This window comes from Aquiluna sp. KACHI24, from assembly GCF_025997915.1.
Taxonomy (GTDB): Bacteria; Actinomycetota; Actinomycetes; order Actinomycetales; family Microbacteriaceae; genus Aquiluna.
In genome coordinates this window covers 632,928-653,890 of the sequence record NZ_AP026677.1, presented here as the reverse complement: position 1 = coordinate 653,890, position 20,963 = coordinate 632,928, and the positions used below count along the sequence as shown (strand labels likewise).

Here is a 20,963-nt window from a genome sequence, read left to right as displayed (position 1 = left end):
AGTGACGACTCGCAATTCTAGGCGTTGCCTACAATCTGTTTGTGGACAAACCGCTGGCAATCCGAATGCGACCAAAAAGCCTCGAAGAGGTGCTTGGTCACAACCGCCTGCTAGCCAAAGGTTCTCCTATTAGAAGACTCATCGAAGCCGAACAGAGCGGTGCTTGGAACTCAATCATTCTCTGGGGGCCGCCGGGAAGCGGAAAGACCACCATTGCAAGACTCCTTATGGAGAGCAAGGCTGCTGAGTTCGTCGAACTGAGTGCAGTTAGCGCTGGGGTTAGCCAGGTACGAGAGGTCATCGACGCGGCCAAGCGCCAACGTGAGGTTTTTGATCGCCCAACCATCCTGTTCCTCGATGAAATTCATCGCTTCTCCAAGTCCCAGCAGGACTCCCTGCTCGGGGCAGTCGAGAGCGGGGTCATAACTTTGGTGGCTGCCACAACAGAGAATCCGTCGTTCTCAGTGATTCGTCCGCTCATATCGAGATCACTTGTGTTCCAGCTTGAGCCGCTGGGCAAAGATCAAATACTCGAGGTAATCGGCCGAGCCCTCAAAGACGAACGAGGATTACCCGGACTAACGGCAGAACCGGAGGCACTTGATTACATCGCCGAAATTGCATCTGGAGATGCGCGCAGGGCACTAACCCTTTTGGAAGCAACCGCGAGTGTTGGAGATCTAACCCTGGAGAATGCAAAGCGGGCAAGCGCGAATCAAATTGCCTACGACTCCCAGGGCGAAATGCACTACGACACGATTAGCGCATTCATTAAGTCAGTTCGAGGCTCGGACCCCGACGCTGCAATCTACTACCTGGCGCGCATGATTCAAGGGGGAGAGGATCCGAGGTTTATAGCGCGAAGACTGATGATTTTGGCAAGCGAGGACATTGGCTTAGCTGACCCAGGAGCACTTTCGATGGCGGTGGCAGCTGCGCAAACCGTCGAGCTGATCGGTATGCCAGAGGGCAGGATTCCACTAGCCGAGGCCACTATTTATCTCGCGTTAGCGCCAAAGTCCAATCGCGCTTACCAGGCCATCAATGCCGCCCTCGAGGACCTGGAAACCAACTCGCTCAAGCCCATACCAGCGCCACTTCGGTCAACTGGTGCAGTGGGGTATCAGTATCCCCATCACGATCCCAGGGGCGTGCTGAAGCAGAACTACGCCGACCTGGAAAAGCGCTACTACGAGCCCTCTGCGCATGGTTTTGAAAAGACACTTGCTGAGCGCCTTAGGCAAATTGACGAAATTCTCGGCAAGTAGTGACAGCTTTTAGCTCGACTGGTAAGCTTTGCAAGTTGTTCTGATCCAGCGGCTGGGAGATGAACAAGTCCCAATAACAAAATTCGAAAGGTACCTTTTTGTCAAAGACAACTAGAACCCGTAGCAAGACCCGTTTGTCGCGTTCACTCGGAATCGCTCTTACTCCTAAGGCTGCAAAGTACATGGAGAAGCGTCCATACGCACCTGGTCAGCACGGCCGCACCAAGCGCAAGTCCGACTCCGACTACGCAGTTCGTCTGCGTGAGAAGCAGCGTCTACGCGCACAGTATGGAATTCGCGAGGCTCAGCTTCGCAAGACCTTCCAGGAAGCCAAGCGCACTGAGGGTCTAACCGGTGAGAACCTGGTAGAGCTACTAGAGATGCGCCTTGACGCACTAGTTTTGCGCTCTGGCTTCGCCCGCACCATGGCACAGGCACGTCAGATGGTCGTGCACCGCCACATCTTGGTAGATGGTCAGCGTATTGACCGTCCATCCTTCCGCGTGAAGCCTGGTCAGATGATCCACGTCCACGCTAAGAGCGAGAAGACTGAGCCATTCCAGGTTGCAGCAGCTGGCGGAAACGCCGATGTGCTAGCAACCACTCCTGAGTACCTAAGCGTTCAGCTGGACAAGCTGCAGGCCACCCTGGTTCGTCGCCCTAAGCGCGCCGAAGTGCCAGTGACCTGTGAAGTTCAGCTGGTTGTTGAGTACTACGCAGCGAGGTAAGACCTTATGAGCGGTGGCGAAATTGCCGGCATCATCTTTGCCAGCAGTTTCGCCCTGCTCATTTTGTTTATCGGCTTCGTGCTGATCAAGGTGGCGAAGCTGGTCGATGAAACCGCTCGAACCGTGAGCACCTTCAACCAAGAACTCGAACCAATGCTGGCAGAAGCCCGCGTCACCTTGACCGAGGCGAATAAGCAGCTGAAGCGAATCGATCAGATTACCGAGGATGTCGAGCAGGTAACCGAGAACATCAACTCCCTGGTGGCAGTTTTCACAGCTTCCCTTGGCGCCCCGCTGGCTAAGCTGTTTGGTGTAGTGCAAGGTGTCGTAAAGACCCTTGGAAAGCGGAGGTAATCATGTCAAAACTTGGTTGGTTTGTAGCCGGCATCTCACTAGGTGCGATCACCGTGATTCAACTTCGAGACAACCCAAAGGCACAGCTGGCTTTGGATGAGGCGATCGATGCCGCAAAGGATTTTGCTTCAGCTGTCAAAGAGGGATACCTCGAGCGTGAAGCGGAGCTAGAGGCTCCAGTAAAGCCAGTTGCCAAGACTGTAGCTAAGCCTGCGGCGAGAAAGCCAGCAGCAAAGCGCAAAACCACTACCGCAAAGTAGATAATCCATGAAGACTGCCGAAATCAAACGGCGGTGGCTTGAGTTCTTCGAACGCAAGGGCCACACCGTTGTTCCCAGTGCACCACTAATCTCTCAAGACCCGACGCTTATGTTCGTGGTAGCGGGCATGGTGCCTTTTATCCCTTACATGACAGGCGTCTTACCCGCTCCTTACTCGCGCGCCACCAGCGTGCAGAAGTGCGTGAGAACACTGGACATCGATGAGGTGGGTAAGACCACTCGTCATGGCACCTTCTTCCAAATGAACGGAAACTTTTCATTTGGTGACTACTTCAAAGAAGAGGCAATTGCTTACGCCTGGGAACTACTCACCGGCAAGTTAGAGGACGGTGGCTTGGGCTTTGACCCTGAGCGGCTCTGGGTAACGGTCTATCAAGACGATGACGAGGCAATTGACTACTGGTTGAAAAACTCTTCAGTTCCGCGCGAGCGCATTCAAAAGCGTGGCATGAAGGACAACTACTGGTCCACTGGACAGCGTGGGCCTGCCGGACCATGTTCCGAGATTTACTTCGACCGCGGTCCCGAATATGGAGTTGAAGGCGGCCCGGAGGCCGATGAGGATCGCTATATCGAGATCTGGAACCTTGTGTTCATGCAGTACGAACGTGCTGACGGGGGCACCAAGGATCACTACGAGATCTTGGGTGAGCTTCCGAAGAAGAACATCGACACCGGTATGGGTCTTGAGCGTGTCGCGTTTTTGCTCCAGGGTGTTGAAAACATCTATGAGATCGATCAGGTAAGGCCGCTTATCGACGTTGCTGCAGAACTCAGCGGTAAGCGCTACGGGGCAAACGAGCAAGACGACGTCAAAATGCGTGTGGTGGCTGACCACATCCGCTCAGCACTGATGCTGATGTCTGACGGGGTTACCCCGTCCAATGAGGGTCGTGGCTACATCCTCCGCAGACTCCTTCGCCGTTCGATTAGAGCACTGCGCCTGATTGGCGTGTCCGAACCGAGCTTCGAGAGACTTTTCACCACATCCAAAAACGCGATGGTCGAGGCATATCCAGAGCTCGAGGAGAGCTTCCCGCGAGTACTTCGCTCAGCTCTTGCCGAAGAGGCTGGATTCAGACGCACGCTTGAGGCCGGGACCGTCGTTCTTGAGGATGCCATCTCAAATGCCAAGGGCACTTTGGGTGGCGATATCGCATTCCTACTTCACGACACCTATGGCTTCCCGATTGATCTAACTCAAGAGATTGCGGAGGAGAACGGTCTGAGCGTGGACCGTGAAGAGTTCAACCGACTCATGACCGAGCAGAAGCAGCGCGCCAAAGAAGACGCCAAGAGCAAAAAGGTCGGCGCAGCCGGCCTTCAGGTCTACAGCGAATTCAGGCAAAAGGGTGAGACTCAGTTCCTCGGCTACGAAAGCCTCAGCGCTGAGGGTCGCGTCCTTGGACTCATTCGAGACGGGGAAGTGACTCAGTCGCTTCGCGAGGGTGAACTAGGTGAGCTGTTCATCGATAAGACCTCGCTTTATGCGGAGTCGGGTGGCCAGGCCGCTGACGCAGGAATTATCCGCGGTGATGGTTTTGAGCTAGAGGTATTGGACGTTCAGAAGCCAGTGAAGGGTCTTTTCTCGCACAAGGTGAGGGTCCTAAACGGCGAGGTCACCACCGGCACAATCGCAGAAACCTTGGTTGATGCAAACTGGCGACTTGGTGCTTGCCAGGCTCACTCTGCGACCCACGTGGTTCACGCTGCGCTTCGTCAGGTTCTTGGCCCTGAAGCGCTACAGTCCGGATCTTTCAATAAGCCTGGATACATGAGACTTGACTTCGCTTGGGGCGAGGCACTTTCAGAGAGCGCCAAGAGCGAAATTGAGGAAGTTTCAAATCTCGCGATTCGCTCTGACCTTGCAGTCTCAGCCCAGTTCATGACTTTGCCCGAGGCAAAGGAATGGGGAGCCATCGCACTCTTTGGCGAAACCTACGATGAATCAGTTCGCGTGGTTCAGGTGGGTGGTCCTTGGTCTAGAGAGCTATGTGGTGGTACTCACGTCTCTCGCTCCAGCCAAATCGGACTAGTCTCCATCAGCAACGAGTCATCCGTTGGGTCTGGAGCCAGGCGTATTGAGGCCTTTGTTGGCATCGATGCACTTCGAAACTTGACCCGCGAGCGTGACCTTGTGAAGCGCCTGGCCGCCTCAGTAAAGGCCCCAGCCGCAGAGCTCGAGAGCAAAATTGCAGACGCGCTGGAAGAGCTTCGCCAAGCAAACCGCAAGATTGCCGAGCTAGAAGCGGCCCAAGCTCTCGCCAAATTGCCAGCACTGCTGGCAAGCGCTCAGGAGATTGCGGGTCTGCGAGTCTTGAGCGCCAAGCTGGAGAACACCAACTCAGAGAGCCTTCGCAACCTCGCCACGGCCGCTCGTGATCAGCTCGGGGGTAAAGCAGTTGTCATCTTGGGTGCGGAGTTCGAGTCTCGCCCAACCGTGATGGTGGCATGTGGCCAGCAGGCAATTGAGCAAGGCATTAAGGCGGGAGAGCTTGCCAAGGCTGCCTCGGCCGAACTTGGCGGCGGCGGTGGTGGCAAGGCTGACCTCGCTCAAGGTGGCGGTACCGATGCCGGCAAGCTTGACGCTGCTATCGCGATTGCGGCCGGTCTGATCAGATGAGAAAACTGGCGGTCGATGTCGGTCAAAGCCGAATCGGTCTTGCCATCTCGGAAGGAAGCCTGGCAATACCGCTTGATGTGTTGGCATTTTCGGAGAACGCCGCCAGCGAAGTGGTCGAGATTGCAAAACAAAAGCAGGTTGCAGCGATCTATGTTGGTCTTCCGCTATCGCTCAGCGGCAATCACACCCAGTCCACGGCAAGTGCGCTGAGCTTTGCCCGTCGACTTGCAGCTTTCCTGCCGGTGCGCATGATTGATGAGCGACTCACCACCAAGAGTGCACACGCTCTGCTTCGGGCAAGTGGCAAAAATGCCAAGAATTCAAAGGGTATTGTTGATGCCCAAGCCGCCCAGCAGATCCTGGAGTTTGCCCTTCAGAGTGAGCGAGAGGGTCAACTAGCGGGTAAGGAGACGAGTGAATTCGATGAGTAACTCGACTCAGCGCGGCAAGCGCAACTTGCTTATCTCACTGGTGACCATTGGAGCCCTGCTCCTGGGTTCCCTTGTTATGGTGACCTTTAGCTATGACTCGATCAAGTCCTACCTCGCCAAGTTCGTGGTTGAGGACTACGACGGAGAGCCAGGCCCTGAGACAACTATCACCATCGTGGCCGGTGACGACGGCGCTGCGGTCGCTAGCAAGATGCTTGAAGCGGACATCGTGAAGAGCTTCGATGCCGTCTATCGCGAAATGCTGAATGCCGATTTCACCATTTACCCAGGCACCTACAGCTTCCCAACCAAGATTTCTGGCGCGACCGCGCTTCGACTGCTGATTGACGGCAAGAACCGTGTCGTGAATCAAGTGACCATCCCAGAGGGGATGCGTATTCAAAAACTCATTCCGCTTGTGGCTGAGGCGCTCTCGCTCGAGAGCGATGCCCTATACGCGGCCCTGGAGACCCAGCGGGAGCGTATTTCAGAAGATGCTCCAACGCTTGAGGGTTATCTGTTCCCGGCGACCTACACGTTTGATCCAAATGTCACTGCGGAAACCGTAATCAGGACGATGGTTGATCGCATGGAGGCCGAGCTAGCCAGCTTTGGCGTTGAGCTTAAGGATGCTCATGAACTTCTTTCGCTCGCAGCCCTGATTCAGGCCGAAGGTAAGCACGAAGAGGACTTTTTCAAGATTTCTAGGGTGTTCGCTAACAGGCTCGATAAGGGCATGTTGTTGCAGTCAGACCCAACCGTGAAATATCGCTATGAGGAGGAGCAGTCGAACTTCACCGATGGCGTCAAGGACGCATCCAACCCCTTCAATACATACATTTACAAAGGCATCCCAGTAGGGCCAGTGGGAAACCCTGGATCGTTGGCGATTGAGGCCGCGCTCCGACCAGCCGATGGGGATTGGTTGTTCTTCGTGGCAATCAATCTAAAGACCGGGGAAACAGTTTTCTCCACCACTCTTGCCGAGCACGAAAAGGCAGCTGAGCTATACCGGCAATGGCTCAGAGATAACCCCGAATGGAATGAGTAAGTTCGCGGTGCTTGGCTCACCAATTAGCCATTCAAAATCACCCGAGATCCACAGTGCGATCTTCTCGGAACTTGGAGAAAAACACAGCTACGACCGCATCGAATTAGGTTCTGGGCTAGCTAAATTTCTGGGCACACTCGACGACAGCTGGCATGGACTCAGCCTCACCATGCCGCTCAAAGAAGAGGCCCTTGATATCGGACAGCGCGCGGATTTCGTTGCGATTCAGGCTCAAGCCGCCAACACCCTGGTTAGAACAGATACTGGCTGGGACGCCTACAACACTGATGTATTTGGTATCCAGCAGGCAATGATGGGCAAGAAGTTCAGCTCAGTAGCGATCCTCGGAACAGGCGCAACCGCTCGTAGTGCAATTGTGGCCATGCTTGAACTTGGGAAGAATGTATCGATCTGGGGTAGGTCGTTAGACAAAGCCAAAAGACTGGCGGCAGAGTTCGAGATTTCAGCTATCGAGAAGCTACACACCGCGCTTAGTCAACCCGCCGTGATCAGTACTGTCGTCGCTGGAGGGCTAGACGATCAGCTCAAAGGTGAATACAAGGGTGTGCTGCTGGATGTGGTTTATCACCCCTGGCCCACCAAGTTGGCTCTACATTTTCCTGAAAAGAATCGGGTATCCGGTCTTGAGATGCTGCTTTGGCAAGCACTGGGACAGCAACGGCTGTTTCACGGCCTTGAGCTCGATGAGCAGCTAGAAAACGAAGGAAAACTACTTCTCGCGGCGCGCAAGGCGCTCGAGGTGGCAAAATAGTCGAATGTTGCGCTTCATAACTGCGGGTGAATCCCACGGCCCAGAACTTATCGGAATGATTGAGGGGCTGCCCGCGGGAGTGCCAATTCTCAAAGAGGACATTCAAGACGCTCTAGGAAGACGTCGCCTCGGCTACGGCCGCGGTGCTCGAATGAAGTTCGAGCAGGATGAGGTCACGCTATCTGCCGGGGTTCGCTTCGGCCTTAGCCAGGGCGGACCTGTCGCCCTGCGAATCGCAAACACCGAGTGGCCGAAGTGGGAAACCGTGATGAGTGCGGCACCCGTTGAGGAAGAAGAACTCACTGGTGCAAGAGCTGCGGCGCTGACAAGACCAAGACCTGGGCACGCAGACTTCACCGGCATGCAGAAGTACGGTTTTGATGACGCGCGTCCAGTGCTAGAACGCGCCAGCGCGAGAGAAACAGCAACCAGAGTTGCACTCGGGCGCATTGCCCAAAATTTCTTGCGTGAGCTGGGGATTGAACTTGTCACCCACACCGTTGCGATCGGCCCGGTTAGGAACGAGTCGCTTGAAATGCCCAGGCCGTCGGATCTTGAGGCTTTAGATACTGACCCAGTGCGTTGCTTCGACAAGGCAGCCTCCGAGGCGATGGTTGCAGAAATTGATCTCTGTCACTCCCAGGGCGACACCATCGGCGGCGTGACCGAGACCTTGGTTTACGGCTGCCCTCCAGGGCTTGGCAGCTATGTCCACTGGGATCGTCGTCTCGATGCCCAGTTGGCAGCAGCTGTAATGGGGATCCAGGCTATGAAGTCGGTAGAGATTGGTGACGGTCTTGAGACCACCAAGCGTCGTGGCTCAGTCGCTCACGATGAGATCGTGCGTGAAGCCGGAGAGGTAAGCCGAGTCACAGATCGCGCCGGCGGTATTGAGGGCGGCATGTCCAATGGTGAGATCATCCGAGTGCGTGCCGGCATGAAGCCGATTTCGACTGTTCCGAGAGCGCTCAAAACTCTTGACACCGCAACCGGAGAGGCGTCCACCGCCCACCACCAGCGCAGTGATGTCTGCGCCGTGCCAGCCGCGGGTGTGGTGGTCGAAGCCATGGTTTCGCTCGTGATAGCCAACAGCGTCTTGGAAAAATTCGGTGGCGATTCAGTTGCAGAGACCAAGCGCAACCTCGATTCCTACCTCGCTAGCATCCCAGAGGTGATGCGCTCACGCATTGTCAGGCCTTAGATGGCTGGAGCAATCGTCCTTATTGGCCCGATGGGGTCCGGCAAGACCACATTGGGGAAGAAGCTTGCCAAAGAGCTTGGTTTGCAGTTCATCGATACCGATAAGCAAATCGCTGGGGAACACGGTCCAATTACCAAGCTCTTTGAGGAAAAGGGCGAAGCGTACTTTCGAGATCTCGAAACTAGCTATCTAGAGGCTGCACTGGAGCAACCTGCCGTGGTTGCAACCGGTGGGGGAGCAATCCTGAGACAGCGCAATCAGGAGCTGATTTCGAAGCACCACGTGATCTTTTTGGATACCAGTGCCGAGCACGTGATAGGGAAGGTCAACATGTCAAAGCGACCTTTGATTAGAGACAACCCAAAGCGCTGGCAGGAGATCTACGATGCTCGATTGAGCACGTATCAGGCGTTGGCGAAGCAAACGGTCTTTACCGGTGGTAGGCCGATAAAGAAGCTAATTCAAGAGATCAGGGATGGTTTAGGGATATGAGATCAGTAGTTGGTAGAGGGTTACTTGACGAGATCCCAACAGCCCTTGATGGTGTGAAAAAGGTTTTGATCGTTCACCCGCAGGCACTTTCGGCAACTGCTGAGGCAATTCGTGAGCGGCTTGCGGTCCAAGGTTTTGAGGCTATCTTGGCCGAGGTTCCAAACGGTGAGGATGCAAAGCGCATTGAGGTTGCAGCGTTTTGCTGGGGCGTCATGGGCCAGGCTGATTTTCATCGCAACGACGCAGTTATCGGACTTGGCGGTGGAGCCACCACTGACCTGGCAGGGTTTGTCGCAGCTACCTGGCTACGCGGAGTTCGAAGCGTACTAATCCCAACCACCCTCTTGGGAATGGTTGATGCTGCAGTTGGCGGCAAGACTGGGGTGAATACCTCGGAGGGAAAGAACCTAGTCGGAGCTTTTCATCTGCCGCACCGGGTCATTATCGACTTAGACACTCTCGAAACGCTGCCGAAGAACGACCTGATTGCCGGCATGGCCGAGGTCGCAAAGTATGGCTTCATATCAGACCCATGGATTCTTGATGCGCTGGAAGATCCCAGCGCATTGGATCCAAAGTCAGATTTGATTGAGGAGCTTGTGAAACGCTCCGTTGCGATCAAGGAGAGAGTCACCGAAGCCGATTTCAAAGAGTTGGGTGAGCGGGAGTATCTCAACTACGGCCACACTCTTGGCCACGCAATCGAGCACGCGGAGCGTTACAAATGGCGTCACGGGGCGGCAATCTCGATAGGCATGGTTTTTGCAGCCGAATTATCGATGCTCTCCGGAAAGCTCAGCGAGGCAGATCTTGAGCGACACCGCAAAGTCTTGGGGGGGTTGGGGCTTCCGCTGAGCTATCGAGCGGATCGCTGGGATCAGCTCCTTGCCACCATGCAGCGCGATAAGAAGGTGCGATCCGGAGCTCTTCGGTTTGTCGTGCTGGATCAGATTGGTAAGCCGAGCATCTTGAGCGCGCCAACTCCAGAACTACTCTTCACCGCCTTCCAGGCGATTGTGGAATAGCGTTATCGCATGAGCAAGATTCTGATTCTGAATGGCCCAAACCTAAATCTTTTGGGTAGGCGAGAGCCTGAGATTTACGGCAGCGCCAACTTGGGGGATCTGGAGAATCTTCTCAAAGAAGAGTTTCCAACCGTCGAGTTTGAGTTTTTTCAAACCAACAGCGAGCAAGCCCTGATTGAAAAACTTCATCAGGCCTTTGAAGATGGCTCTGATGTGGTGCTAAACCCGGCGGCCTTCACTCACTACTCATATGCCCTCAGAGATGCTTGTGCTGTGCTGACCAGCTCCGGCAGCAAGCTAATCGAGGTTCATATCTCTAATCCGCACAGCCGTGAAGAGTTCCGCCACAATTCAGTTATTTCTGGTGTTGCCACCGGTGTGATTGCTGGTTTTGGTCTTAGAAGCTACGTGCTAGCTGTTTCACAGCTCTTAGCCAACTAGAATTCTCAAGGTTTATTCAAGGAGAGTCATGGCAACTTCAAACGATCTAAAAAACGGCATGGTGCTAAACATCGAGGGTCAACTTTGGTCCGTAATCGAGTTTCAGCACGTAAAGCCAGGTAAGGGGCCAGCTTTCGTTCGCTCCAAGTTGCGCAACGTACTCTCCGGCAAGGTCGTCGACAAGACCTTCAACGCAGGTGTCAAGGTCGAGACCGCAAACGTTGACCGTCGCGACATGCAGTACCTGTACAACGACGGTTCGGGCTATGTCTTCATGGACACCACCAACTACGACCAGATCACCGTGCCAAGCGAGACAGTTGGCGACGCTGCAAACTTCATGCTTGAGAACCAGATGGCGACAGTAGCGCTGCACGAGGGAAACCCGCTCTACGTTGAGCTTCCAGCTTCGGTCGTTTTGGAGATCACATATACCGAGCCTGGCCTACAGGGCGACCGCTCAACCGGTGGCACCAAGCCTGCGACTTTGGAGACTGGTTACCAGATCCAGGTTCCACTGTTCATTGAGAACAACACCAGAGTGAAGGTTGACACTCGCACCGGTGACTACCTCGGTCGCGTGAGCGAATAGTTGAGCGCTAGAACTAAGGCCCGCAAGCGCGCGCTAGATGCGCTTTTTGCAGCTGACGTGACGGGTTCAAACCCGCTTACTCTGCTAGAAGACACCCGATCTGAAGTAGGCGATCGCCAAAACCAAGAGGCGATTTTTGACTACGCCGAGATGTTGGTCACCGGTTACCTGCAAAATGCTGACAGCATTGACACTCAACTAAGGATGTTGGCTGATAACTGGTCGCTCGAGCGTATGCCGAATGTTGACCGCGCGATTCTGCGGCTTGCCAGCTGGGAAATCCTCTACAACGATGAGGTTCCCAGTGAGGTTGCAATCGCCGAAGCGGTCGCGCTGGCGGGCGAGTATTCCACCGAAGACTCATCGAAATTTGTCAATGGCGTACTCGCTCGACTTTCCAAGGGTTCAACCGCTCTTTAGCTAGTATGCTTTGAGCAATATATGTCCTTTAACTTCGTCCAGAGAGGCGAAGAAGGAGAAGAAATGACCTCTCGTGTCGTACTCGATGCACAAGACATCGATAGAGCGCTTAGACGCATCTCCCATGAAATCCTCGAGGCAAACGAGGGATCAAAAGATTTAGTCCTACTTGGCATTCCAACCCGCGGAGTCTCCCTTGCCGGGAGAATCGCATCGCTTCTGACCAGCATCGAGCCCGAGTTTGATGGTTTGTTCGGGAGCCTGGACATAACCATGTATCGCGATGACCTAAGCGGTAACCAGAGAGCACTGGGCAAGACTGAGATTCCAGCCTCCGGCATAGATGGCAAGGTCGTGGTGCTGGTTGATGATGTTCTCTTTTCAGGACGCACTGTCAGAGCAGCACTTGATGCTCTGATCGAATTCGGTAGACCGAGACAGGTGAAACTCGCGGTGCTAGTTGATCGCGGACATCGCGAGCTCCCGATCAGACCAGACTTTGTTGGTAAAAACCTCCCAACCGCGAAAGCGGAGCGGGTTTCCGTAATGATCGATGCGGTTGATGGACTGGATCAGGTGGTGATCTCAGCATGAAACACCTCATTTCCATTTCTGACCTAACCAAGGATCAAGCCGTTCAGCTGCTGGACAACGCCACTGAACTCAGTTCAGTAAATGAGCGTGAGGTAAAGAAGCTTCCAGCGCTGCGCGGCAAGACAGTGGTCAATCTTTTCTTCGAAAACTCAACCAGAACCAGAATTAGCTTCGAGATTGCCGCCAAGCGCCTCAGTGCCGATGTGATCAACTTTTCAGCGGCCACGAGTTCGCTATCAAAGGGTGAATCGCTCAAGGACACTGCTCAAACCCTGGAGGCACTCGGTGCTCACGCGATTGTGGTGAGGCATCCATTTTCTGGAGCGGCACACGCGCTAGCTCATCGAGGTTGGATTTCATCAAGCATCATCAATGCCGGTGATGGTTCCCACGAACATCCGACTCAAGCCTTGCTGGATGCACTGACCCTGCGTCAGCACTTCTCGCTCAAGAGTGACCTGGCCGGATTGAAGGTATTGATCGTCGGGGACATCCTTCACTCCCGAGTTGCACGCAGCAACGTACTCTTACTGAAGCTCCTCGGTGCTGAGGTCACAGTTGCTGGTCCAACCACCTTGATGCCTGCAGGAATTGACAAGCTCGGCGCAAAGGTTTCACACAACTTTGATGAATCTTTGGCGCAACAACCCGATGCCGTGATGATGCTTAGGGTTCAAAAGGAGCGCATGCAGGGAAGCTTCTTCCCGTCTGAGCGGGAATACGCGAAAAGCTGGGCGCTTAACGATGATCGCTTCAGATCACTAGGGGATAGGACCGCGATTCTGCACCCAGGGCCTATGAACCGTGGATTCGAAATTTCATCTGCGGCCGCAGACTCAGACAAGTCCCTTGTGCTGCGACAGGTCGCAAATGGCGTGTCAGTTCGGATGGCCGTTTTGTACTCCACCCTGGCGGGAGAGGAAATCTAATGAGCACGGTTTTGCAGAATGTCACTCTCGCTTCGGGTGAGAGTGCGGACATTGAAATCACCAACGGTGTTATAACCGCCATCGGCAAGGTTGGTCCCGGAATTGACTGCTCTGGGCTGGTTGCTCTTCCCGGATTTGTCGACATTCACACCCACCTCAGGCAGCCTGGCTTTGAGGCCAGCGAGACTGTGCTGACTGGTTCACAATCCGCAGCCGCCGGTGGTTATACGGCCGTGTTAGCCATGGCCAACACCGCACCGGTGGCTGATTCCGCGGGCGTCGTCGAGCAGGTGATGCAACTTGGCATCGATGCTGGGTATGTTCAGGTTCAACCGATCGGTGCGGTCACCAAGGGCCTATTGGGTGAAGAGCTGGCAGCCCTTGGCTCAATGGCATCATCACGAGCCAAGGTTCGAGTGTTCTCAGACGATGGCAACTGTGTACACGATCCACTGTTGATGCAGCGTGCTCTGCAGTACGTAAAGGGTTTTGACGGCGTCATTGCGCAGCATGCTCAAGAGCCAAAGTTAACCCGGGGTTCTCAGATGAACGATGGTGCTCTCGCAACAGAACTTGGTCTGAAGGGTTGGCCTGCGGTTGCGGAAGAGGCGATCATCGCCAGAGACGCCCTACTTGCCGAGCAAACCGGGGCAAGGCTTCACATCTGTCACCTTACAACCGCCGGCGCAGTGGACGTTGTTCGCTGGGCAAAGCGTCGCGGAATTCAGATCACTGCGGAGGTAACTCCGCACCACCTGATGCTCACCGAAGAGTTGGTTCGAGGCTATGACCCTACTTTCAAGGTGAACCCGCCGCTGCGCACCAAGGAAGACACGCTTGCGCTCAGAGCGGCGGTGCTGGACGGCACTATTGACGCGCTCGGTACCGACCACGCGCCCCACTCCGTTGAAAAGAAGGATTGTGAGTGGGAGGCGGCTGCGTTTGGAATGGTTGCTCTCGAACATGCCGCGAGCGTGCTCCAGGAGGTCGTGCTATCTGGTGGTGGAGATTGGAACCTTTTCAGTAGCCTGATTTCAACTAAGCCGGCAGAGATTGCAAGGCTAGAGGGTCAGGGAAGCCTTGCCATCGGAAAGCCAGCGAACCTGACTCTGATTGACCCGAGTGCCAAACGAATCATCGAAGCGAAGACCCGATCAAAGAGCACCAACAACCCGTTTGCAGGGATTGAACTTCCAGGGCGAGTTGTCCACACCATTTTTGGTGGCAGGTTCACGGTTCGGGATGGGGTGCTGGCCTGATGACGAGAGAAATTATTGGAGCGATCGCAATCTCACTGGTCGCGGTGGTCGCGGCACTCATTTTCTTCTCTAACCGCTCTCTGAGAAAAGCTCAGGAGGCGTCACTTCCGGAACCCTCAGGGGGCTTGTCAGCGAATGATGCAATCGCAGGTTTTTACGTCTCAACTGTTTTTGCTCAATCACCCCTGAAGCGAGTGTGGGCTTACGGGCTAGGCGGTCGGGGTAAGGCACTACTGAGCGTGAGTGAAACCGGTGTGGTCATTGAGCGCCAGGGGGAGCGCAGCTTGCTAATCGAGGCAAGCCAGCTCACCGCAGCGACTAGGGCCAGCGCAACCATCGACAAGGGCGTAGAGCGGGACGGTCTGTTGGTGTTGCTTTGGCAACTGGGTGATGAGGAGCTAGCAACGCACCTGCGAATTGTCGCCAAGTCGCAGCGAAAGATTTTTGAAGAAAAGCTAACCGAGGTGTTGGGAGTAGAAATTGGATAAGGCCTACCTGGTATTGGAAAACGGCACGGTGTTTGAGGGTGAGGCCTTTGGAGCGTTGGGTCAAAGCCTCGGAGAGTTAGTCTTTGCAACCGGGATGACCGGTTACCAAGAGACGATCACTGACCCTAGCTACGCTGGGCAAATCGTTATCCAGACCGCACCCCACATCGGCATCGTAGGTATGAACGAGCGAGATGAGGAATCCTCCAAAATCTGGGTGGCTGGTTACGTTGTAAAGGACCCATCCCGCATGGCGTCTAACTTCCGCGCCGAGCGCACGCTGCAGTCCGATTTGATCGCTCAGGCAGTAGTTGGAATTTCAAACATTGACACTCGCGCCCTCACCATCATGATTCGTGATGCTGGTGCGATGCGAGCTGGAATTTTCTCCGGTGATGCAATCAAGTCCAACGCAGAGATGATCGCAAAGGTCAACGAGGCTCCCGAGATGAAGGGTCGCAAGCTATCCGATGTTGTGACAACCCCAAATCGCTACACCATCTCCGCTAAGGGTGGGCGAATTGGCTCGGTCGCCATACTCGACCTTGGAATCAAGAAGTCAACCCTTGAACACCTGAGCGAACGCGGTCTGGATGTTCAGGTTTTTCCAGCAGATGTTGATGCCAAGACGCTACTTGCTGAGAAGCCTGACGCGGTCTTCTTCTCAAACGGCCCTGGTGACCCTGAGGCGTCCAACGCACAGGTCGAACTTCTGCGCGAGGTGCTTAGGGCAGGAAAGCCATTCTTCGGAATTTGCTTCGGGAATCAGCTCCTTGGCCGCGCCCTGGGGTTTGACACCTACAAGCTCGCCTTTGGTCACCGCGGAATTAACCAACCGGTTATGCACGCTGACACTGGAAGAGTCGAGGTCACCGCTCACAACCACGGCTTCGCAGTGAAGCTTGAGGGTGACCAGGCGCAGAGCCCAGCAGGGTTTGGCCTAGTCAAGGTGTCACACCGCGGCTTAAACGACGGTGTTGTTGAAGGTCTAGAGTGCCAAGACATTCCGGCTTTCTCAGTTCAGTATCACCCTGAGGCTGCTGCCGGACCTCACGATTCCCACTACCTATTCGACAAGTTCATTCAGATGATTAAGGAGCGCCGCTAATGCCAAAGCGTCAAGACATCAAATCGGTATTAGTAATCGGCTCCGGCCCAATAGTCATCGGCCAGGCCTGTGAGTTTGACTACTCCGGAACCCAGGCCTGTCGCGTGCTGCAGGAGGAGGGCATCAGAGTAATTCTGATCAACTCCAATCCGGCAACCATCATGACCGACCCAGACTTTGCCGATGCGACATATGTTGAGCCAATTACCCCTGAGGTCATTGAAGCAATCATCGAAAAGGAACAGCCCGATGCGATTTTGCCGACCCTTGGTGGCCAGACCGCACTAAACGCTGCGATGGCCCTGTATGAGCGCGGCTCGCTAGAGCGCTACGGTGTCGAACTAATTGGTGCAAATGTCGATGCGATCAAGGCTGGTGAAGACCGTCAAGCCTTCAAGCAATTGGTCTTGGATGCAGGTGCAGATGTTGCCAAAAGCTTCATCGCGCACAACATGGATGAGGTTTTGGCGGCGGCGGGGCAGCTTGGCTACCCGATGGTCGTGCGCCCTTCCTTCACTATGGGCGGTCTTGGCTCCGGCTTTGCCTACAACGAAGCTGACCTGAGAAGAATTGCAGGCGCTGGTCTACAGGCATCTCCAACCTCTGAGGTATTGCTTGAAGAGTCAATTCTTGGCTGGAAAGAGTATGAGCTCGAGCTCATGCGTGACAAAAACGACAACACCGTGGTGGTCTGCTCCATCGAGAACTTCGATCCGGTTGGAGTCCACACTGGTGACTCAATCACGGTAGCCCCTGCGCTAACCCTTACGGACCGCGAATATCAAAACCTACGTGACATTGGTATCGAGATCATTCGCGCAGTTGGTGTTGACACTGGAGGTTGCAACATCCAATTCGCGGTCGACCCAGAGGACGGTCGCGTCATCGTTATCGAGATGAACCCGCGAGTTTCACGTTCCTCGGCGCTGGCCTCAAAGGCCACCGGTTTCCCGATCGCCAAAATCGCTGCGAAATTGGCAATTGGCTACACCCTCGATGAGATTCCAAACGACATCACCGGTGTGACCCCGGCAAGCTTCGAGCCAACCCTCGATTACATCGTGGTTAAGGCCCCCAGATTTGCTTTTGAAAAGTTTCCAGCAGCCGACCCAACCCTCACCACGACGATGAAGAGTGTCGGTGAGGCAATGGCAATTGGCAGAACCTTTACTCAGGCACTGCAGAAGGCGCTTCGCTCGCTTGAGAAGCGCGGTAGCTCATTCCACTGGGGAGAGATGGCAGACTCTGTCCAGGAGTTATTGACCAAGATCAAGATCCCGACCGATGAGCGAATTGTTCAGCTTCAACAAGCATTACGCCTTGGCGCTACCGCACAGCAGGTTTTCGAGGCAACCAAAATCGATCCTTGGTTCATCGACCAGATTCAACTAATAAACGAAATTGCCCAATGGCTGAAGGACGAGCCTGAGCTCACCCGAGATGTGCTAAAGCGAGCCAAGGAACACGGTTTCTCGGATGCTCAAATTGCTCAGCTCAGGGGAATGAGCGAAGACCAGGTTCGATCACTGCGCTACGAACTAGACCTTCGCCCGGTATTCAAGACTGTCGACACCTGCGCGGGGGAGTTCCCAGCACTAACCCCTTACCACTACAGCTCATACGAGCAGTTCACCGAGGTTAGGCCGTCAAACCGGAAAAAGGTAGTGATCCTGGGTTCCGGTCCAAACCGAATCGGTCAGGGTGTTGAATTCGACTACTCCTGCGTGCACGCCGCCTTTGCCCTGCGTGATGCCGGCTATGAGACGATCATGGTGAACTGCAATCCCGAGACCGTGTCAACTGACTACGACACATCCGACCGACTCTATTTCGAGCCACTGACCCTGGAGGACGTGTTAGAGGTTATCCATGCCGAAAGCCAATCCGGTGAACTACTTGGTGTCATGGTTCAGCTCGGTGGCCAAACTGCACTGGGCCTAGCCAAGGGACTAGAGGCAGCCGGTGTGCCAATTCTGGGTACCACTCCGGAGTCAATTGACAAAGCTGAAGAGCGCGGTCAGTTTCAGCAGATCTTGGATGCTGCTGGCCTAACCGCTCCCGCAAACGGCATCGCCACCAATCTCGAGGAGGCCGTTGCCGTCGCCAACCGCATCGGTTATCCGGTGTTGGTTCGCCCATCCTTCGTGCTAGGTGGTCGCGGCATGGAGATCGTGTATGACGAGAAGTCGCTAGAGGGCTACTTCGGTCGCATCGCCGGCCATGCCCTGGTCGACAGCGAACACCCACTGTTGGTCGACCGCTTCTTGGATGATGCAATCGAGATCGATATTGATGCCCTCTATGACGGAACCGAGTTGTATGTCGGAGGTGTCATGGAGCACATTGAAGAAGCGGGTATTCACTCGGGTGACTCAAGCTGCACGCTGCCACCGATCACCCTGAGCGAAGCTCAAATTGAACGAGTTGCGAATGCAACCGAGCAGATTGCGAAGGGGCTTGGCGTGAAGGGCCTCATCAACGTCCAGTTTGCCCTGGCCTCAGATGTTTTATATGTTCTTGAGGCTAACCCGCGAGCATCGAGGACTGTGCCTTTTGTTTCCAAAGCGCTTGGAATCACTCTTGCTAAGGCCGCGGCACTCGTGATGGTGGGCACCTCGATCAAGGACCTAATTTCTCAGGGTTCACTGCCTGCTCAAGATGGTAAGCACCTTCCGACCGGAACTCCGATCTCGGTGAAGGAAGCAGTTTTGCCGTTCAAGCGCTTCGCTACCCGTGATGGTCGCTTCGTGGATTCGCTACTCGGTCCCGAGATGCGCTCCACGGGAGAGGTCATGGGTATTGACGATGACTTCCCAACCGCATTTGCAAAGTCTCAGGCGGGTGCAGGTTCCAAGCTCCCTAAGTCAGGAACCGTGTTCGTCTCGGTAGCGGACCGCGATAAGCCGCAGCTACTACTTCCGGTTCGAAGACTGAGCCAGCTCGGCTATCGAATTCTTGCCACCGATGGCACCGCAAAGATGCTATCCAGACACGGCATCGCTGCCGAGCGAGTGGCGAAGCATTCGCAGGCTGCAACCGGTGAGCGCTCGATTGTGGAAATGATCACCGCCGGCGAGGTGGACGTGGTGGTAAACACCCCATCCGGAGCTGACGCACGAGTGGATGGCTACGAGATCAGAGCTGCAACAACTGCAGCCGACAAGCCGATCTTCACAACCGCAGCTCAGCTGAGCGCCGCAATCGGATCATTTGAAATGATTCGTGAGGGTGAATTCAAGGTCAAGCCACTACAGGAGCACGCGCTGAAAAGAAAGCAGCTTCTGAATGACTAGTTTTCTCTCTCGAGTTCAAAAAACTATCGAGGATCACTCTGCGCTTTGTTTGGGCATTGATCCTTCAGAGAGTGAGCTGCGGGAGTGGGGACTTCCCAACTCCGCTCAGGGAGTCTTGGACTTTGGACTCAGGTGCCTGGATACAGCAGCCGGGAACCTTGGTTTTATCAAACCTCAGGTGGCGTTCTTTGAACGTTTTGGCTCGCAGGGCATACTCGCGTTGGAGCAAATCCTGGCCGAGGCCAGGGCGGCTAACCTATTCGTCATCTCCGATGCAAAACGCGGTGACATAGGTTCAACCATGCAGGGTTATGCCGAGGCTTGGTTTGGGGATGACTCACCACTTCGCTCTGATGCGCTAACGGTCTCGGGTTATCTGGGGCCAGACTCGCTCGAGGGAATGCTGGATTATGCCAGCGATGTGAACGGTGGTCTGTTTGTGCTGTGCGCGACCTCAAACCCTGAGGCGAAGCAGTTGCAAACTGCTAGACAGGGCAACAAAAGCGTGTCAAAGCTGGTTTTAGATGCTGCTCGGAAAGTAGAAGCTCAAAACCTTGGATTAGTTATTGGTGCAACCCAAGATCTGGCGGAGTTTGGCCTTGGCGAGGTAATTGAACAAGATTGCAAAGTGGCAATTCTGGCCCCTGGTTTTGGGGCTCAAGGAGCAAAACTCGCTGACATTCAAAGCATCTTTGGTGCCAGTGCTAAGAATGTGATTGCCTCAATGTCTAGGGGATTGACCTCAACGGGTCCAGATAAGCTCAAAGAGCAAATCAAGATCGCAAAGGACGAGATTTGGCGCTAGTAGTTCTCGCAGGACCCGCCGGAGTCGGCAAGGGGACAATCGTCCAGCGCATCCTGGCGAGCGAGCCTGATTTCATGCTTTCGGTCTCGGCAACCACAAGAAGTCCCAGGCCTGGCGAGGTGGATGGGGTTCACTACCACTTCATCTCGAAGGTGGAGTTTGAGGGCTTGATTGCTGAGAATCAACTTCTGGAGCATGCGATTGTGCATGGGTCCAACTACTACGGAACTCCGCTAAATGAACTGACCAGGGCCGAGGCAGAAGACAAGCACCTGCTTTTGGAAATTGACCTGCAGGGTGCTCGACAGGTGAAGGCCCGAATTCCCCAAGCGTTGACGATATTCATTTCGCCACCAAGCTGGGAAGAGCTGGAGTCTCGATTGAGAAATCGAGGAACCGAGACAGAAGAGCAAATTCAAACTAGACTGTCAACAGCTCGCACGGAATTAGCAAGTGCGGGGGAGTTTGATTTCAATCTAACCAATCAAGACCTAGACAGCTGTGTCGCTCAGGTAGTTGAATTGGTGCGCAAGTACGAAAGAGGATCATGAGCGAGAAGCTTGAGGGAATCGTAAACCCACCTATTGACGAGCTATTGGCAAAGGCTGGCTCAAACTACGAGTTGGTTATCTTTGCCTCAAAGCGTGCTCGCCAGATCAACGAGTACTACGCAGCCCTGCACGAGGGAAGCCTCTTCAACTACGTAGGCCCTCTAGTTGACTCCAGCATCGACGACAAGCCACTGAGCATCGCAATGCATGAGATCCACCAGGGCAAGCTGAACAAGATCGACAACAAGTAGGTTTTA

General features: G+C 54.6%; 23 protein-coding genes. All 23 read left to right on the top strand.

The annotated features are described in order from the left end of the window. Nucleotides 1-41 precede the first annotated feature (41 nt). Entirely contained in the window at nt 42-1,268 is a 1,227-nt protein-coding gene (locus tag OO713_RS03345; RefSeq protein WP_264786300.1) for a replication-associated recombination protein A, read from the top strand. 98 nt (nt 1,269-1,366) lie between these two features. Next, nucleotides 1,367-1,996, top strand: a complete 630-nt coding sequence (gene rpsD, locus OO713_RS03340) for a 30S ribosomal protein S4 (RefSeq protein ID WP_264786299.1) — start codon at nt 1,367-1,369, stop codon at nt 1,994-1,996. Between the two features lie 6 nt (nt 1,997-2,002). Continuing rightward, the gene (locus tag OO713_RS03335) at nt 2,003-2,350 is read left to right on the top strand and encodes a DUF948 domain-containing protein (protein WP_264786298.1); all 348 of its coding nucleotides are present in this window, start codon (nt 2,003-2,005) and stop codon (nt 2,348-2,350) included. Between the two features lie 2 nt (nt 2,351-2,352). Further along, a complete protein-coding gene (locus OO713_RS03330; protein ID WP_264786297.1) occupies nt 2,353-2,610 on the top strand; it encodes a hypothetical protein in 258 nt (85 codons plus the stop codon). A 7-nt stretch (nt 2,611-2,617) separates the two neighbouring features. Further along, the gene (alaS, locus tag OO713_RS03325) at nt 2,618-5,254 is read left to right on the top strand and encodes an alanine--tRNA ligase (RefSeq protein ID WP_264786294.1); all 2,637 of its coding nucleotides are present in this window, start codon (nt 2,618-2,620) and stop codon (nt 5,252-5,254) included. Continuing rightward, complete coding sequence (ruvX, locus tag OO713_RS03320) at nt 5,251-5,685, top strand: Holliday junction resolvase RuvX (protein ID WP_264786292.1); 435 nt, start codon at nt 5,251-5,253, stop codon at nt 5,683-5,685. Before alaS ends, ruvX begins: the two co-directional genes overlap by 4 nt. Next, nucleotides 5,678-6,736 carry an endolytic transglycosylase MltG gene (mltG, locus tag OO713_RS03315; RefSeq protein WP_264786290.1) on the top strand — a complete coding sequence of 353 codons (1,059 nt, stop codon included), beginning with the start codon at nt 5,678-5,680 and terminating at the stop codon, nt 6,734-6,736. The genes ruvX and mltG overlap by 8 nt, the downstream gene beginning before the upstream one ends. Continuing rightward, nucleotides 6,729-7,508 carry an NAD(P)-binding domain-containing protein gene (locus OO713_RS03310; RefSeq protein ID WP_264786289.1) on the top strand — a complete coding sequence of 260 codons (780 nt, stop codon included), beginning with the start codon at nt 6,729-6,731 and terminating at the stop codon, nt 7,506-7,508. The genes mltG and OO713_RS03310 overlap by 8 nt, the downstream gene beginning before the upstream one ends. 4 nt (nt 7,509-7,512) lie before the next feature. Continuing rightward, entirely contained in the window at nt 7,513-8,709 is a 1,197-nt protein-coding gene (gene aroC / locus OO713_RS03305; protein ID WP_264786288.1) for a chorismate synthase, read from the top strand. After that, nucleotides 8,710-9,201 (top strand): shikimate kinase, encoded by a 492-nt coding sequence (locus OO713_RS03300; protein ID WP_264786287.1) that lies wholly within the window; start codon nt 8,710-8,712, stop codon nt 9,199-9,201. It begins immediately after the preceding gene. Next, nucleotides 9,198-10,226 carry a 3-dehydroquinate synthase gene (gene aroB, locus OO713_RS03295; protein WP_264786285.1) on the top strand — a complete coding sequence of 343 codons (1,029 nt, stop codon included), beginning with the start codon at nt 9,198-9,200 and terminating at the stop codon, nt 10,224-10,226. Before OO713_RS03300 ends, aroB begins: the two co-directional genes overlap by 4 nt. Before the next feature lie 9 nt (nt 10,227-10,235). Beyond that, nucleotides 10,236-10,667, top strand: a complete 432-nt coding sequence (locus OO713_RS03290) for a type II 3-dehydroquinate dehydratase (protein WP_264786283.1) — start codon at nt 10,236-10,238, stop codon at nt 10,665-10,667. Between the two features lie 28 nt (nt 10,668-10,695). After that, nucleotides 10,696-11,259 (top strand): elongation factor P, encoded by a 564-nt coding sequence (efp, locus tag OO713_RS03285; protein ID WP_264786282.1) that lies wholly within the window; start codon nt 10,696-10,698, stop codon nt 11,257-11,259. Then, nucleotides 11,260-11,679 (top strand): transcription antitermination factor NusB, encoded by a 420-nt coding sequence (gene nusB / locus OO713_RS03280; RefSeq protein WP_264786281.1) that lies wholly within the window; start codon nt 11,260-11,262, stop codon nt 11,677-11,679. A 63-nt stretch (nt 11,680-11,742) separates the two neighbouring features. Next, the gene (gene pyrR / locus OO713_RS03275) at nt 11,743-12,273 is read left to right on the top strand and encodes a bifunctional pyr operon transcriptional regulator/uracil phosphoribosyltransferase PyrR (RefSeq protein WP_264786280.1); all 531 of its coding nucleotides are present in this window, start codon (nt 11,743-11,745) and stop codon (nt 12,271-12,273) included. Then, the gene (locus OO713_RS03270) at nt 12,270-13,202 is read left to right on the top strand and encodes an aspartate carbamoyltransferase catalytic subunit (RefSeq protein WP_264786278.1); all 933 of its coding nucleotides are present in this window, start codon (nt 12,270-12,272) and stop codon (nt 13,200-13,202) included. The genes pyrR and OO713_RS03270 overlap by 4 nt, the downstream gene beginning before the upstream one ends. Then, complete coding sequence (locus OO713_RS03265; protein WP_264786276.1) at nt 13,202-14,461, top strand: dihydroorotase; 1,260 nt, start codon at nt 13,202-13,204, stop codon at nt 14,459-14,461. The genes OO713_RS03270 and OO713_RS03265 overlap by 1 nt, the downstream gene beginning before the upstream one ends. Beyond that, a complete protein-coding gene (locus tag OO713_RS03260; RefSeq protein WP_264786275.1) occupies nt 14,461-14,949 on the top strand; it encodes a hypothetical protein in 489 nt (162 codons plus the stop codon). The genes OO713_RS03265 and OO713_RS03260 overlap by 1 nt, the downstream gene beginning before the upstream one ends. Then, a complete protein-coding gene (gene carA / locus OO713_RS03255; protein WP_264786273.1) occupies nt 14,942-16,057 on the top strand; it encodes a glutamine-hydrolyzing carbamoyl-phosphate synthase small subunit in 1,116 nt (371 codons plus the stop codon). The genes OO713_RS03260 and carA overlap by 8 nt, the downstream gene beginning before the upstream one ends. After that, nucleotides 16,057-19,350, top strand: a complete 3,294-nt coding sequence (gene carB / locus OO713_RS03250; RefSeq protein ID WP_264786272.1) for a carbamoyl-phosphate synthase large subunit — start codon at nt 16,057-16,059, stop codon at nt 19,348-19,350. Before carA ends, carB begins: the two co-directional genes overlap by 1 nt. Then, nucleotides 19,343-20,155: an orotidine-5'-phosphate decarboxylase gene (pyrF, locus tag OO713_RS03245; protein WP_264786271.1), complete on the top strand. Its 813-nt coding sequence runs from the start codon at nt 19,343-19,345 to the stop codon at nt 20,153-20,155. Before carB ends, pyrF begins: the two co-directional genes overlap by 8 nt. Continuing rightward, on the top strand, nt 20,146-20,706 hold the full coding sequence (gene gmk, locus OO713_RS03240) for a guanylate kinase (protein WP_264786270.1): 561 nt from the start codon (nt 20,146-20,148) through the stop codon (nt 20,704-20,706). The genes pyrF and gmk overlap by 10 nt, the downstream gene beginning before the upstream one ends. Continuing rightward, nucleotides 20,703-20,957 (top strand): DNA-directed RNA polymerase subunit omega, encoded by a 255-nt coding sequence (gene rpoZ / locus OO713_RS03235; protein ID WP_264786269.1) that lies wholly within the window; start codon nt 20,703-20,705, stop codon nt 20,955-20,957. Before gmk ends, rpoZ begins: the two co-directional genes overlap by 4 nt. Nucleotides 20,958-20,963 lie beyond the last annotated feature (6 nt).